Source organism: Ruegeria sp. BHSB196, from assembly GCF_059613135.1.
Genome location: NZ_JBXWRY010000009.1, coordinates 1 through 15,127, shown reverse-complemented (window position 1 = coordinate 15,127; position 15,127 = coordinate 1). Strand labels below are relative to the sequence as shown.

The window sequence follows — 15,127 nt, the reverse complement described above, 5'->3', positions numbered from 1 at the left end:
CGGCCTAGCGGCCGATCTCCTTGAATTTCTTCGTTTGTTCGGTCAGCGCGACTTCGGTCGGCAGTCGTTCCATCGAAGACGCGCCGTAAAAACCGTGGCAATGCCGGGTGTTCCTGAGGACGAAATCGGCATCCTCGGGCATCGCGACCGGGCCGCCATGCACGAGCACGACGGCGTCCGGGTTGACGTCCAAAGCAGCCTGAGCCCAGCGGTCCGTGAGCGCCGGTGCATCCTGAAGCGTCACGGCGGTTTCGGCGCCGATGGAGCCGCCGGTGGTCAGCCCCAGATGCACCACGACGATGTCTGCGCCTGCCCTTGCCATGGCCGCGGCGTCTTCTTCGGAAAACACATAGGGCGTGGTCAGCAGATCGCGTTCGGCGGCCTGCCGGATCATCTCGACTTCCTGGGTATAGCCCATGCCAGTCTCTTCGAGGTTGGCCCGGAACGTGCCGTCGATCAGGCCGACGGTCGGGAAATTCTGAACGCCCGAAAATCCGGCCGCCTTCACCTGGTCCAGGAACCTGTCCATCAGGCGAAACGGGTCGGTGGCGCACACGCCCGCCAGCACCGGCGTCTTGCTGACCACCGGCAGGACCTCGCCCGCCATTTCCATGACGATCCCGTTGGCATCGCCGTAGGGCATCAGACCGGCAAGGCTGCCGCGTCCCGCCATGCGGTAGCGCCCCGAATTGTAGATCACGATCAGGTCGATCCCGCCCGCCTCTTCGCATTTCGCCGAAAGCCCCGTTCCGGCGCCGCCGCCGATGATCGGTTCAGCCCTGTCGCGCATGGCGCGAAACCTGGTCATGAGTGTCTTTCGGTCGAACATTCAGCCTCCCATCGCGCGGGCCGGAGGGGCGTGCAGTTGGCGAAAGATGTCCAGCACAAGCGCCGCGAACTCCGGATCGTTGATGTTGTGCGGCGAGCGGATCAGTTGGCGGGCCGAAGTCTGCCGCACCGTCGACTCCAGCGCGCCGAACAACGCCGCATCGGCCGCGGGATCGTGGAAGGGCTGACCGGGTGCGCTGAGCGCCGACACCCCGCCCTCGGGGATCAGAAACCGCACCGGTCCGGTCATTCGGTTCAGCTTTTCACCGATCCAGCGGCCCATTTCCGCGTTTTCTTCGGCATTGGTCCGCATCAGCGTGATCTGCGGGTTGTGTTCGTAGAACCGCCGCCCCCGATACCGTTCCGGCACCGTGTCGGGGGCGTGAAAGTTCACCATGTCGAGCGCCCCGCAGGCGCCAACAAAGGGCAGCCCGGCGCGGATCGAGGCGTCAAACCGGGTCTCGTCGGCCGGGAAGACACCGCCGGCGATCATGTCGCACACCTCGGTCGTCGTCAGGTCCAGCACGGCGCTGAGGCGCCCGTCGTCCAGCAACCCTTCCATCGCCCGCCCACCGGTGCCGGTGGCGTGAAAGACCAGCACGTCATAGTCCTGCTCCAGCGCCGCCGCGACCTGGCGCACCAGAGGCGTGGTGACGCCGAACATGGTGATGCCAATGGCCGGTTTGCCGGATGCCGGCACAGGCGCGTTCCGGCGCGCGGCCATCATGCCTGCGAGCGCGTTCGCGGCATTGGACAGAATCTCGCGCGTGATCGAGTTCAGCCCCTGCACATCGGCGACCGCGTGCATCATCGTGATGTCTGATGCGCCCACGTATTGCCCGACGTTGCCCGAGGCCACGGTCGAGACGATGACTTTGGGTATGCCGACCGGCAGGCTACGAAACGCTGGGCTGACAATGGCCGTTCCACCAGAGCCGCCGGCCGAGATGACGCCCGCGACATCTGTCTGCGCCTGCATCCAGCGCCGGAACGCCTCGGTCATGCCGGCAACCGCGCTGCCGCGATCTCCGGTGAACACGCCGGATGCACCGCGCGGGTGGTACATCGCGACGGCATGGGGCGGCACGTCGGCACCGGAAGGTTTGCCGCTGGTGGAGAGATCCACCATTTTGACCGCATTCCCCCGCGCCTTGAGTATGTCCCGGACGAAACCGAGTTCGTCGCCCTTGGTGTCGAGCGTTCCGGCGATCAGGACGGTCGCGCCGCCTGCCAGGGCATCGCCGCGGAGCGGGCGGACGGTTTTGGCCGGCTCGGGTGTCGCCGTGACCGTGCGTGCCGTGCCTTCGATCACGTGCACCGGGGCCGGTCGGGACCAGCGCGTTGGAAGCGTCGGGTTGGACAGGTAGATGCGACGCGCGGCCTCGGTCACGACCGGTGAGGCGTCCTGTGTCGCCGTCGCCGGATCCGGGGTTTCGTCATGGGCATGGCGCCCGACGCCCAGAAGCGCCTGCTGCAGATCACGGTCGCCCGCAAGACGCGCGGATTCCATCACCCTGTTGATCCGCCCGTTGACCATGATCGCCACATCGCGTGCGACGGCGCAGGCCACACCGATGTTCTGTTCGATCACCAGAACGTCGATGTCGCCTTCTCGACCCAGACGAACCAGCATGTCCTCGACCTGCTGCACGATGACCGGGGCCAGACCCTCGGTCGGTTCATCCATCAGCAGCAGACGCGGGTTCAGCAGCAACGCCCGCGCGATCGCCAGCATCTGCTGTTCTCCGCCCGACAACTGGCCGCCGTTGTTGCCGCGCCGTTCGGCAAGGCGCGGGAACGTGGCGTAGATCCGCTCGATCGTCCAGGCCCCGCGCCGCCGTTCGACCAGCCGAAGGTGTTCCTCCACGGTCAGGGTTGGCCAGAGCCGCCGCCCCTGCGGCACATAGCCGATGCCCATCCGCGCGATGTCGGCGGGGCTGCGTCCGATCAGCGACTGGCCGGCCAGACTGACGCTGCCCGAGGCTGCCGGAACCAGTCCCATGATGGTCTGGCAAAGCGTGGTCTTGCCCATCCCGTTTCGCCCGACCACCGACATGACGCCCGATCCCAGGGTCAGGTTCACGCCCTGCAAGGCATGGCTGTGACCGTAGTAGACGTTGAGGTCGCGCACCTCGAGGATCGGCGTGCCGTCAGACATCGTCACCTCCGAGATAGAGCGCCTGCACCTCGGGGTCGTCCTCGATCTCGGCGGGGCTGCCATGTTTGAAGATGCGGCCGTTGTGCATCATCGTCACGCTCTCGGCGACGCGCAGGGCCACGTCCATGTCGTGTTCGATGATGATGAAGCCCATATGCCCCGGCAGGCCCGTCAGGATCTCGATGAGTTCCGACCGCTCGGTCGGCGACAACCCTGCGGCAGGCTCGTCGAACAATATGAACCGCGGCGCGCCAGCAAGCGCGATGGCGATTTCAAGCTGGCGTTGTTGACCATAGGACAGGTTGGCCACGACCTGATCGCGCGCGTCGTCCAGATGCACGAGATGAACCAGGTTGTCCGCACTGGACATCAGCGCATCGTCGGGTTTCGGCCGCAGGAAGGAAAACCGGCTGCGCGAGACGCCCGCGCAGGCGAGATAGATGTTGTCCTGCACGGTCAGGCCGGTGAACAGAAGCGAGATCTGGTAGGTCCGGCGCAGCCCGCGGCGGATGCGTTCGTGCGGCGGAAAATCCGAGATGTCCTCGCCGAAGAACCGGATCGTGCCTGCGGTGGCCGGAAAATCGCCGGTCACGCAGTTGAACAGCGTGGTCTTGCCTGCCCCGTTCGAGCCCAGCACCGCCCGGCGCTCGCCCGGGCGTACGGTCATGTCGATATCTTCCAGCGCGGCCAGTGCGCCGAAATATTTGGACACGCCGCGCAGTTCCAGCGCGTTTGCGGTGCCGGTGGCACTCAGCCGGTCTGAGATCGAACTAGGCGCGTTCATGGCCCCTCTCCCCGGCGTTCGAGCAGCGGATCGCGGGAACGGGCGCGTTGCCACCGGTCCCAAAGACCCAGGATGCCGTCGGGCGACCAGAAGACGATCACCAGGAAACCGATGCCGATCAGCAGCTGGAAGCGTTCGCCCGACATGCCGATGGCGACCAGCGCGTCGAGTGCAAAGGTTTTAAGCACCACATAGATCAAAGCGCCGATGAACGGCCCGATCGGATGGCGCATCCCCCCGATGACGGCAATCACCAGAATGTCGATCACCGGTCCGATCCCGGCGGTTCCGGGCGAGATCTGGGCCGATTGCCAGGTCAGCAGGATGCCACCGATGGCGGCCAGCACGGCGGCAAAGGCATAAGCCGCGACCCGATGCGCCACGACGTTGTATCCAAGCGCCGCCATGCGCCGGGGATTATCCCGGATGCCCTGCAACACGAGCCCGAAGGGCGCGCGCGAGATGTAAAGCACGACACCATAGGCCAGCACCGCCCAGAACAGCGTGAGATAGTAGAAGGCCGCGGGCTGACGCCAATCGACCCCGAAGAGGCGCGGCGGCAGGACTCCGTTGAACCCGGAGAACCCGTTGAAGATCACATAGTTCTGCCGCGTGAAGTAGAAGAAGGCCGAAGCGATGGCGAGGGTGATCATGATCGTGTAGATGCCTTCGGTCCGCACTGCAAGCCATCCCGCGAGCGTCCCGAACAGCACCGCGATGGCGATGGCCAGCGGAACCGCCAGATACCACGGCCAGCCCAGCGATATCGTGTCGATGGCCGACACGCCCAAGATCGCCACCATGTACCCGGCGCATCCCGCGATGGTCATCTGCACCAGGCTCACCATGCCGCCATAACCAGCCAGGAACATCAGGCTGAGCGCGATGATCCCGAGAATGAAACCCCAGCCGAAGATCTGGAACAGAACGAAATCCCCGGCGATGGCCGGCATGATCAGCAGCAGGATGCCCAACACCCAGTAGACAGCCGGAATACGTTCAAGCCAGCTGCGCTGCTCCTGGTCGTAGCGGTTCTGGTCGAGAACGGCCAAGTCACGCCCTCCCCATCAGGCCCTGCGGCCGGAACGCCAGCACAAGCACCATGATCAGAAAGGTCAGCACCACCGAATAGGTGGGCGCATAGACCGAGCCGAGCTGTTCCGCGAGGCCGATCATCAGCGCCCCGACCGCGGCGCCGGGGATCGACCCCATCCCGCCGACGATGACCACGACCAGCGAGGCAAGGAGAAACCGAATGTCCTCACCCGGGGCCACGGACTGAAACGTGCCCCCCACCACACCCGCGACACCGGCCAGGCCGGCCCCGAAGGCGAACACGCCCAGAAAGACGGTCTGGATGCGCGCTCCGGTGGCCGAAAGCATGTCCCGATCGTCCACTCCCGCCCGGATCAGCATGCCGATCCGCGTGCGGTTCAGCAGCAGCCATATGCCGATGCCCACCGCCACCGATGCCAGAAAGATCACGATCCGGACCATCGGGTATTTCATGAATACCGGCTCACCCGAGCTTTTGACGGCCGTCACGAAGAACGTGGTCATCGGACCGTTCAACCACTCCGGGGCCGCGATGTTGTAGAAGTCTCCGCCCCAGATCCACAGCATCAGGTCGGCCATGACGATGGAGATGCCGATGGTCACGAGGGTCTGGCGCAGATCCTCGCCTTCCATCTTTCGGAACACGAAGAACTGCAGAAACATGCCCAAAAGTCCAACGACGATGAAGGCGACAGGGAAGGCCAACAGCCAGAACCCGGTCAGGCTGGCCACCTCGTAACCCAGATAGCCTCCGAACAGATAGAGCGATCCATGCGCCAGGTTGACGTTGCGCATGAGTCCGAAGATCAGGGTAAAGCCGCTGGCCACCAGGAAATACAAGCCGCCCAGGGTGATGCCGTTGAACAGCGCGTTCAGAAAGACCTTTTTCTTGCCGATCAAATCTGTCAGCCAGCTCGGCCAGACCGCGAACACCATCCAAAGCAGGATCGCGGCGGCGACCGCCAGCACCACGGACCATACCGGGTGTCGCCGTGAAAATGCCCGCAGCCCGGATGCACGGCCTGGCGCCAAACTCTGCTGATCTGATGCGTGCGTCATGCGGGTTCCCCGGCTCGGGTTTCGGCGGCATGCTCAAGCCGGGGGAAAGGCTAAGACGGCCAGACCCGATCCGGCGTATCTTTCAGTCTGATCGGGTCGCTCTGCATCGGCAAAACCCCCGATCAAACGAAATGCGCGACCCGCCTGTAATCCGTCGGCGGAATGCCGACATTGGACGTGAAGAACCGCGTGAACCCGGCCTGCGAGGCAAATCCCAGGTCCAAACCGATTTCGGTCACGGATTTCGATGTGGTCATCAGGTCGTCGATGGCGTGTTCGGCCCGCAACGTGTTGAGGTAGAGATTGGGCGTGATCCCCATCTGCATTTTGAACAGCTTGAAGAAATGCGGGCGGGACAGCCCGACCTCGCGCGCCAGCAGGTCGATCGACGTGTCCTGCGCATAGCTTTCCTGCATCACCCGCAGCGACCGTCGCACGCGGTAGTCGTTGAACTTGCGCCGGACGCTGTGCAACAGCGGTCGGGTCCGCACACCCTCCCAGGACTGCTCGAAGCATCGCATGCAGGTTTCGAACAGAAAGCCGTCGAACCGGTGAGAGGGTTGATCGTCAAGCAAAAGCGAACTCAACCGGCCGACCCACTGTTCAACTTCGGGCGTCATTCGAATGCGCGGCGTACCGAAATAGAGTGCGAATTCGGCCGAGCGGCTGTTTTCCAGAAACCACATCGGTTTGATGTAGAGGGTCAGCACATAGCTGAACTGGTCATCCGAAAGCGGCGTGAAGCTGTGCGGTTCCCAGGGGCTGATGGCGACCGCATTGTTTTCGTCAAGCGCGAAGTCCGAGTCTCCGACCGTCAGACTGCCGCGCGCACCGCCGAGATAGAAGATCAGATGCCCTTCGCGATGCGCGTGCGTGATCAGCGGATTGTCGAGTTCATACAAAGTGGCACGCCCGAACGAGCCATGGTGGACAGCGATTGCTCTCGCCATACCATATCCTCCCGTGTCTCGGAGCGCCGATCTGACGCCGGCTGCGCCGTATCCGAGAGTATCGCGAGTCTTGGCCACTTGGCGCAAGAATTTCCGCTCGTTCTGAGACTCTCGGGTATATCCGGGCCCCGGAACCGGCGGATTGACCGCGCCGCACGGACCTTTCCCGCCGGTCAGTAGACCGATTCGAGCACCGACAGCACTTCGTCCCTGCGAATGCGGCGCGGTCCGTTTCCGATGGCGCGATCCCTGCTCGCGTGACTGGCCGCCTCTTTCAGTCGCGCCCGCGTGAAGCCCATCTTGGACAGCGAGTTGGGCAGCGGCAACGGGCGCATCATCTCCGCCAATCCCAAGGCAAGCTCGGTCTCGTCCCGGATCTGGAGGCTCCGCTTCAGTGCCGCCGACCGGCTCTCGACCGTGTCTCCGTAGACCCGCACCAGATGCGGCAGCACCAGCCGCCCCACCGCGCCGAGATCGATGTCCTGATCGGTCACGAAGGCCAGAGCGTTGGTGATCGCGTGCAAGGCACACAACCCCTTTTGCAAGGACAGCGCGCTGTTCAGACTGCCAGCCATCATTTCGCGCCGCGCCGGCAGTTCGTCGCGCTTCAGGGCTGCCTCGGAATTGGTGATCACGCGGCTCAGACTGTCGAGCGCCAATCCGTCTGCGGGTGGGTTGAAGCCCTTGGCAAGATAGGCATCCACCCCGCGCGAGATGACGCCGGCCGCGGCGCTCGCGCCGGCAGTTTCGCTGCTGCCCAAAGTCAGGGTCGGATCACAGATCGCGACCGAGGGGATGACATGGCGCGAATGCAGCATCGCCTCGCCACCCGCCGCAAGCTTGAGCCGTGAAAAGTCGCTTACGGCGGAGGAAAACCCGGCAATGTTGGGAATTGCGATCAGGTCGGGCAGATCGCCCTCAAGCCCGTGGATCCCACCTTCCTCGCTGGCCAGCATGGAAACCGGTTCGGCTCCGGCGATGGCAATGCGCGCGGCCTTGGCCAGGTCTATCGCGCGGTTGCCGCCGAACGCGATCAGCAGATCGCAGTTTTCCCGACGAAAGAAGGCGGCGACCGAATCCACGGCGGTCTCGGTCACAAAGGCGGGCACGGCGGAAAAGGTTCTGATCCTGGTGCGGATCGGAAAGCTGGAATACAGACGCTCCCCGATTCCGCCTTCGACATGGGCCCGATCCGCGACAATCAGGGGCCGGCGCTTTTCCATGCGTTCCATTTCCGACCAAAGCGCCTCTTCCAGAACGCCGTCCGCAAAATGGATGCGGGTCAGATAGTTGATCAACGTCATGGCCGCCTGTCCTCGCAGGTGTCAGGCCGTGGCTGTCACTGCCCGGGCACGGCGGATGGCCGGCCCGGGCCGCTGCAGGTCAAAGCGTCAGTAGCTTTCCTTGCACTCGGGCACGTCGCGAGCCGGCGTGCCGATGCTGGCGAACACTGCGGGGTCCATGCCGAGCGTCTGGTTGACGTTCTCGATCACCTTGACCACCTGGTTCGACAGCGTGCCGTCAGGCATCTCGACCACTTCGGTCAGGAAGTTGGTTCCGACCGCCTGGCGGTTGCCGTCCAGGGTGATCTTGCCGTTCGGAGCGTCCAGTTCCAGGTTGGACAGACATTCACGGAATGCCGCGTGGCCGTCAGACAGATCGCCGCCGACCTCTTCCATGCACTGGGCCATGGCGGTGGTCGCATTGTAATACCCGACCGACATCAGCGCCGGAAACGGGAACCGCTCTTCGGGCGGGAACATGGTCTGGTACTTCTCGACGAATGCCTGCCATTTCGGGTTGTCCCAGTTGTCGGCCTGCGGGGCCGAGGACGGCACGCCGATCAGCGCGCGCTTTGCGGACCCGGTTGCGCTCAGCACGGTCGGGTCCACCATGATGGTGCCGCCGATCAGGTTGGCCTCGCCGCCCGCCTGCTGGTACTGGTTGAGAAAGTTAACGGCGTCACCGCCGCCGAGGCCCAGATAGATGGCGTCAACGTCGTCCGGAAGCGCGGCGATGATCGAGCCGAAATCCTTGGTGCCCAGCGGCACCCAGAACCGTTCGGTGATCTGGCCACCGGCCTGGCAGTATTCCAGCGCAAAGCCGAAAACCTGGGTGTAGATGAACGAGTAGTCCTCGCCGATCGTCGCCACGGTCTTGTAGCCCTTGTCGTTGAAGACATAGTCGCCCAGCCCCGCCGACCACTGCGCGCCGTCGGTATTGAAGCGGAAGAAGTTGTCAGACGGATTCTGATACGTCGTCGATTGCGCACCGGAAATACCGTTGATGAAGGTCACGCCGGGTTGCGTCTTGGAATAATCCCGGATCGCGATGCCTTCGGAACCCGAAACCGGCCCGATCACGATATCGACACCATCCTGTTCGACCAGCTTGCGCACCGCGCGCACCGCGCTGTCCGGGCTGGCGTCCGAGGACGCCACGACATATTCGATCTCGCGCCCGCCGGCCTTGCCGCCGATTTCGTCCAGCGCCATCTTGAACCCGCGCAGACTGTCTTCGCCCATCAACGTGTACGTGCCTTCGAAGGTGGCGACGAAACCGATCTTCAGCGGATCGTCCTGGGCCAGCGCGGCGCCTGCCGTCAGGCTGGCGGCGAAGGCGACCGTGGTGCATAGCTTGAAGCTCATTGTTTCCTCCCTGGGAAATTTTCGCGCTCGGCACTCTTTGCGGCGCCGAGCGCATTCAGCATGGCGCAAGGCGCCGCAAGCAGGGTCTCGGACAATCCATGCGGTATACCCGCAAGTCTGTTTTTTGCCGTTCCCGTGTTTGCCCGACCGCAAGAAACGCAGCATTTTCTGTAACGATTGAGACCGTCCGCTGCGCCCGTGCGATCCCTATAACCGCATGTCCTCGATGCAGCGTCTGAGGTCGGCACAACGAGAGGATCCCTCATGGACACCGCCCGAGCCACGGGGTCGAAACGGTTCGAAAGGCTTGCCAGGCGCGACATCAACAAGGAGGTGTTCGTCCGGGAACTGGCGGAACTCGGCCTGATCGCGATGAACAGTCCGGCCGACCCGGAACCCTCGCTGGAAATCCGCGATGGGCGGATCGTCGAAATGGACGGCCGGCGCATCGAGGATTTCGATGCGATCGACCGCTACATCGCGTTGCACGCGATCAACCGGGACCGGGCCGAAACGGCCATGGCCCTCGGTTCGCTGGAAATCGCCCGGATGCTGGTGGATATCAATGTCCCGCAGCGCGAGGTGATGGATGTCTTCTCCGGTCTCACGCCGGCGATGATTGCCCAGGTCATGAACCATCTGAACGTGGTCGAGATGATGATGGCCATGCAAAAGATGCGCCAGCGCAAGCGGCCCTACGATCAGGCGCATGTCACCAATTGGAAGGAAAACCCGGCGCTTCTGGCGGCCGATGCGGCCGAGGCGGGCCTGCGCGGATTCGCCGAGGAGGAAACGACGGTGCGCGTGGCCCGCATGGCGCCGTTCAGTGCGCTGGCCCTGTTGGTGGGCAGCCAGGCCGGACGGCCCGGCGTGATGACGCAAATCTCGTGCGAAGAGGCGCTCAACCTGTGTCTGGCGATGAAGGGGTTGGCGACCTATGCCGAAACGCTCAGTGTCTACGGCACGATCCCCAGCTTTCTCGACGGCGACGACACACCGTGGTCCAAGGGCATCCTGGCCTCGGCCTATGCCTCGCGCGGGGTGAAATCGCGCTTCACTTCCGGATCCGGCTCCGAGGCACTCATGGGCTACGGTCAGGGGCAATCGATGCTCTATCTCGAAATCCGCTGCATCCTGATGGTCAAGGGGGCCGGCAGCCAGGGCGTTCAGAACGGTTCGATCTCGTGCATCGCCCTGCCCGAGAGCCTGCCGAACGGCGTACGCGGTGTGCTGGCCGAAAACCTGGTGGCTGCCGCGCTGGGGCTGGAAGTGGCGGCCGGGAACGACGCGATGTCGTCCCACAGCCAGTTGCGCAAGACCGCCAAGCTGATGCTGCAGATGTTGCCGGGCACCGATTTCATCACCTCGGGCCATTCTGTGATGCCGCGCAAGGACAACCTGTTCGGCGGCGGAAACTTCGACGCTGACGACATGGATGACTGGTTGGTGATCCAGCGCGACATGCAGGTGGACGGTGGTCTGAAACCCGTGCGCGAGGCCGAGGTTCTGGCCGTCCGGGAAAAGGGTGCCCGCGCCATTCAAGCGGTGTTTCGCGAGCTGGGGTTCCCTTCCATCTCCGATGCCGAGGTCGAAGCCGCCGTTACGGCCTACTGCTCTGACGACATGCCCGATCGGGACACGGTGGCGGATCTGGCAGCCGCCGATGCGTTCCTGGAAGGCGACCGAACTGCATTGGACGTGGTGCAGGCGCTGGCCCGTTCCGGGTTTGAAGAGGTAGCCGAAGCGGTACTCGAAATGCAGCGCCAGCGGGTTCTGGGCGACTACCTGCACACGTCGGCGGTGTTCGACGAGGATTTCCATGTCGCCAGCGCCATCAACACGCCCAACGACTATCAAGGCCCGGGAACCGGCTACCGGGTCGAGGGCAAGGTCTGGAACGAAATTCGCGATCTGCCGCAGGCTCTGGACCCCGAGGCGCTGCTGGCCGAGGAAGCCGCCGATCCGAACCTGACGCTTGAGCCCATCGGCCCCGCCGCGCCGGGCCAGGGCCCTGAAGTGATCGTGGCGCTGGGCCCTGCCTTTGCGACGGTGATCAACCGCACTCTGGCCGATCTTGCACATGCCGAGGTCTTGCGGGCGATCCTGGACGGGATCTCGGCCGAGGGCGTGCCCGCGCGCGTTGTCAAGGTCTGGCACGGGGCGGATGTGGCCGATATCGGTCACTCTGCCGCCCGCCTCAGCGGTTCGGGCATTGGCATCGGTCTGCAGTCCAAGGGCACGGCGCTCATTCACAAAAAGGAACTCGCCCCGCTCAACAACCTGGAACTGCTCAGCATGGCGCCGAACCTGACTCTGGAAAGCTATCGCGCCTTGGGACGCAACGCGGCCTGTTATGCCACGGGTCGCGCGCCGAGCCCGGTACCGATGAGTATAGACAACATGGCCCGGCTGAGGCTGATCGTGCACACAACGCTTCTGCATCACCGCGAAGTCAATCAGATCGACGCCGGTCGCGGCGTCGAGGAGCTCAAGGTGACGTTTCGATGAGCGATGGTCCGACGCACCGGTTTCCACTGGGACGCCACCATCGCGACGGGATCGCAGCGAAATCGGGGCGTCCCCTGCGCGATCTGACTCTGGAACGAGTTCTGGACGGCGCGATGCACCCTGACGATCTGTCGGCCAGCGACGAAACATTGCGGCTTCAGGCCGGTTTCGCCCGTGAGGCGGGCTATCCCGAGGTCGCTGCCAATCTGATCCGTGCCGCCGAGATGACCCGCATCCCCAATGCCGAGATTCTCGAACTATATGAGGCGCTGCGCCCTGGCCGATCCAGCTATTTCCAGTTGTTGTCCCTGAGCCAACGGATCGCCAGCCTGTACGAGGCCGAACACACCGCAGCCTATATCCGCGAGGCCGCCGATGCCTATCGCGACACCGGTCTTTTGAAGGAGGAGGACTGAAGAAGGGCTGCGTTTCGCAATCTGGGCAGGACGGGCCCGCAGCCGCGGTCTTGGATGTGGCGGGTCGGTCTCAGCGCCCGCAAGAGTCCGGCCCGGCTTTCCTAGATTTGGAAAATCCGAATACCGAACCATAGGAAAAAGCCGAACAGGATCATACGCGGGTCTTTGCGGGAGCGGTTTTTCATTGGCCCCAGCCCCGGCGACTTTTCAAAGTGCGGTACTCTCCGAAACCTGAACGCCACGAAAACTGTCGCTCGGGTGCGACTGGCAGCTTGGTGTTTCAAGGATTCTGCCCGGTTCACATCCGCGCCCGGAACGGTTGGCACAGGTGCAATATCCGCCAAACGAAAACGGCGGCCTGAACGACCGCCGTTTGAATTCTCTATGCTGCAACCGTCACGCCATCTTGCGACGTCTGCGCAGCGCACCCAGACCGGCCAGACCGCCGATCAGAAGCAGGGCCGAAGCAGGCAGCGGCACCGGTGCCATCGCGTAATGCACGGTTGCCTTGACGACACCTCCGTACTCCCGGCCCGGATTGGTCGACCACCATTCGCCCCAGTTGAAAATTGCATCACTGAGCGAGATCGTCAGCAAGCCGGAGCCGCCGGACCCGAAATAGAGGTTCAGCGGGTTCGACCAGGAGACCACGCCGCCCTCAAGGAACCCAAAAAGCCCTGCGTTTTGACCCACGCTGCTTCCCGGCAGCGATCCGCTGGTGCTGGGATCGGTCATGTTGAACGCAACATCAATGGACTGCGGCACACGATCGTCGCCGCCGACATCGGATTCATTGGTCCAGATCGTAAACAGATCGAAGGTCTTGCTTTCGCCAACATCCAGATCGAAACTGCCCGAGCCTGACGACGGATGCGTGTGCACCACGAGGCCCGGATCACTGAATGCGTCACCCGAAACGCTCCACTCTCCTGTAAATGTCTTTGCTTGAGCGGCGGTCGCCATCAAAGCGACCAACGATGCCGCAACTAGTACTGTCTTCATTTGCCCCCTCTTACCACTAAGATTGATTAAGGAATTCACAATTCCAGATCGTACCATAATTCGGCGCAACTCCTACTACATTTTCCACGGCATCAATTCGGCAGCACACAGTCGTGAGTTTTTTGGGCGTTTTGTACAAAATTTGGCAACGATCGTCGGATCAGGGTAGTTTCCTTCTTTGCGGCTACAATCATCGGGCGAGAAATTTGTTGCTGCGATGAGGTGGACCACGCCAATGGCTCGGGTTGCCCCTGATTCGGAATTCGCTCAAAAAAAGCAGAGTACGCCCCCAGTGTTTTGGCCGGACACCAACGAAAATCGGCCATCTCCGGGGCGTACATGTCCACCGCCAGCCCCCTGTCCTTCTAGGGTTGGATTGTCGACCTCACCAATGGGGCGTAACCATTATTTTGCCCTTCAGACCGACAACAGCGCGTCCGTTTCGATCCGTAAGACATTGAACACCACATCCTCAAAATCGTGATCCCCGCCTCCGATCATGTCTTCGAAGCCGATGGACATTGCCTCGCCGCCCGCCACCACACCGGACAAGGCATGGGCGATTCCGTCCGGATTCAGCGCCCCGCTCTCGGCGTGAAACGTCGCGAGGCCGGCATGGGCGCCGTTCACTGTCAACATCAGTTCGTAGTCGTCGTTCACGTTCGAGGGCGCCGCAACGCCATTCGCAAAATCCAATTCTTCCGAGCCGCCGAGGCTCGCGGCCCAAGCTGCGCCGTCCGGAATGATGAAGAACCCCAGCCGGTGCCCATCGGCCACATCGTTTATCGTCACGGGTGACGTGGCTTCATTCACGTTGTGGTACAGCAGCCGGACATTCGCGATCTCGCCGTTCGGCAGAATGTCGTACACGCCCAGAACGTTGTTGAACGCGGCAAAGCCCATGTTCAGCATCTGCACCTGGAAGTCGGTGGCACCGTCACCGGTCAGGAACAGGGGATTGACCACCCCGTTGACCTGGCTTTCGCTGACGCGCGCACCGTCCGTCAACTGCGGCAGATGGTCGGCAAAACTGATCACGGTGTCGCCATCCATCGCCAGCGCGAACAGATCGCCGTTTGAGTAGTTGCCGTTCAGCGAGATCGTCACGTCGGCATCGCCGTCGCCATCGGTATCTATCAGAATCTGCGCGTTTTCGGTCAGCCTGATGTTTGCGCGCCCCGGAGCTATGCCTTCGAGGATCAGTGTCTTGCTGGAATCGAACCCGGTGATCACGTCGTTGTTCAGATCCTCGGGCTGCCCCCGCAAGACGCTGGTCCCTTCCCCGAACCGGAATTCCTCGCGGGTGGTCGTGGCATCGACATTGGTGTCTGGCTCCGAAACGTCCACGACGACTTCGGGCGGCGGCGGTGTCGGGGTATCTGCGCCAGCACCTCCTCCGCCGCCACCGCCGCCAAGGTCCAGCTGGACCGGCGCCGATGTGCGCGCGAAATTCTGGGTCACCATGATCGCGTCGTAACCCTGGAACGTTCCGGTCTCGATGCCGATCCCGATATACATGACGCTGGCATTGAGGATGTTGGCCCTATGGCCCGGACTGTTCATCAGGGCGTTATGGAGATCCACGACATCATCGCTCAGCCCCGGCGCGCCCCGGATGCTCTGCCACGCGATGTTCTCGGCCGAGGTCCAAGTTCCGGAAAACACAAAGCCTGCGTCCCGCATTCGCTGGGTTGCCGAGCTGTTGCCGGCCCCTGTAT

13 protein-coding genes are annotated in these 15,127 nt (G+C 63.1%); 2 read left to right on the top strand and 11 right to left on the bottom strand.

Annotation, left to right across the window (positions count from 1 at the left end; translation table 11 throughout):
• Positions 1–4 precede the first annotated feature (4 nt).
• The 8 genes from AC2FNJ_RS07080 to AC2FNJ_RS07045 form a co-directional block, all read right to left on the bottom strand.
• A complete protein-coding gene (locus tag AC2FNJ_RS07080; protein ID WP_496763520.1) occupies positions 5–829 on the bottom strand; it encodes a phosphoenolpyruvate hydrolase family protein in 825 nt (274 codons plus the stop codon).
• A complete protein-coding gene (locus AC2FNJ_RS07075) occupies positions 830–2,986 on the bottom strand; it encodes an ABC transporter permease (RefSeq protein ID WP_496763519.1) in 2,157 nt (718 codons plus the stop codon).
• Positions 2,979–3,770: an ABC transporter ATP-binding protein gene (locus AC2FNJ_RS07070; RefSeq protein ID WP_496763518.1), complete on the bottom strand. Its 792-nt coding sequence runs from the start codon at positions 3,768–3,770 to the stop codon at positions 2,979–2,981. Before AC2FNJ_RS07070 ends, AC2FNJ_RS07075 begins: the two co-directional genes overlap by 8 nt.
• Positions 3,767–4,822: a branched-chain amino acid ABC transporter permease gene (locus AC2FNJ_RS07065; RefSeq protein WP_496763517.1), complete on the bottom strand. Its 1,056-nt coding sequence runs from the start codon at positions 4,820–4,822 to the stop codon at positions 3,767–3,769. The genes AC2FNJ_RS07070 and AC2FNJ_RS07065 overlap by 4 nt, the downstream gene beginning before the upstream one ends.
• A gap of 1 nt (position 4,823) precedes the next feature.
• Positions 4,824–5,885, bottom strand: a complete 1,062-nt coding sequence (locus AC2FNJ_RS07060; RefSeq protein WP_496763516.1) for a branched-chain amino acid ABC transporter permease — start codon at positions 5,883–5,885, stop codon at positions 4,824–4,826.
• Between the two features lie 122 nt (positions 5,886–6,007).
• Positions 6,008–6,835, bottom strand: coding sequence for a helix-turn-helix domain-containing protein (locus AC2FNJ_RS07055; protein WP_496763515.1), 828 nt, complete (start codon positions 6,833–6,835; stop codon positions 6,008–6,010).
• Between the two features lie 173 nt (positions 6,836–7,008).
• Positions 7,009–8,139, bottom strand: coding sequence for an iron-containing alcohol dehydrogenase (locus tag AC2FNJ_RS07050; protein ID WP_496763514.1), 1,131 nt, complete (start codon positions 8,137–8,139; stop codon positions 7,009–7,011).
• An 87-nt stretch (positions 8,140–8,226) separates the two neighbouring features.
• The gene (locus AC2FNJ_RS07045) at positions 8,227–9,483 is read right to left on the bottom strand and encodes an ABC transporter substrate-binding protein (RefSeq protein ID WP_496763513.1); all 1,257 of its coding nucleotides are present in this window, start codon (positions 9,481–9,483) and stop codon (positions 8,227–8,229) included.
• A 264-nt stretch (positions 9,484–9,747) separates the two neighbouring features.
• Between AC2FNJ_RS07045 and AC2FNJ_RS07040 the strand changes: the two genes are divergently transcribed.
• On the top strand, positions 9,748–11,991 hold the full coding sequence (locus AC2FNJ_RS07040) for a propanediol/glycerol family dehydratase large subunit (protein ID WP_496763512.1): 2,244 nt from the start codon (positions 9,748–9,750) through the stop codon (positions 11,989–11,991).
• Positions 11,988–12,407 (top strand): diol dehydratase small subunit, encoded by a 420-nt coding sequence (locus AC2FNJ_RS07035; RefSeq protein ID WP_496763511.1) that lies wholly within the window; start codon positions 11,988–11,990, stop codon positions 12,405–12,407. The genes AC2FNJ_RS07040 and AC2FNJ_RS07035 overlap by 4 nt, the downstream gene beginning before the upstream one ends.
• 396 nt (positions 12,408–12,803) lie before the next feature.
• On the opposite strand, the gene AC2FNJ_RS07030 is transcribed toward AC2FNJ_RS07035, so the two are convergent.
• The 3 genes from AC2FNJ_RS07030 to AC2FNJ_RS07020 all read right to left on the bottom strand — a co-directional run.
• Complete coding sequence (locus tag AC2FNJ_RS07030; protein ID WP_496763509.1) at positions 12,804–13,370, bottom strand: VPLPA-CTERM sorting domain-containing protein; 567 nt, start codon at positions 13,368–13,370, stop codon at positions 12,804–12,806.
• Positions 13,371–13,501: 131 nt separating this feature from the next.
• Positions 13,502–13,756 carry a hypothetical protein gene (locus AC2FNJ_RS07025; RefSeq protein WP_496763508.1) on the bottom strand — a complete coding sequence of 85 codons (255 nt, stop codon included), beginning with the start codon at positions 13,754–13,756 and terminating at the stop codon, positions 13,502–13,504.
• A gap of 70 nt (positions 13,757–13,826) precedes the next feature.
• The coding region (locus AC2FNJ_RS07020; protein ID WP_496763506.1) for a DUF4114 domain-containing protein at positions 13,827–15,127 on the bottom strand (1,301 nt) is incomplete at its 5' end.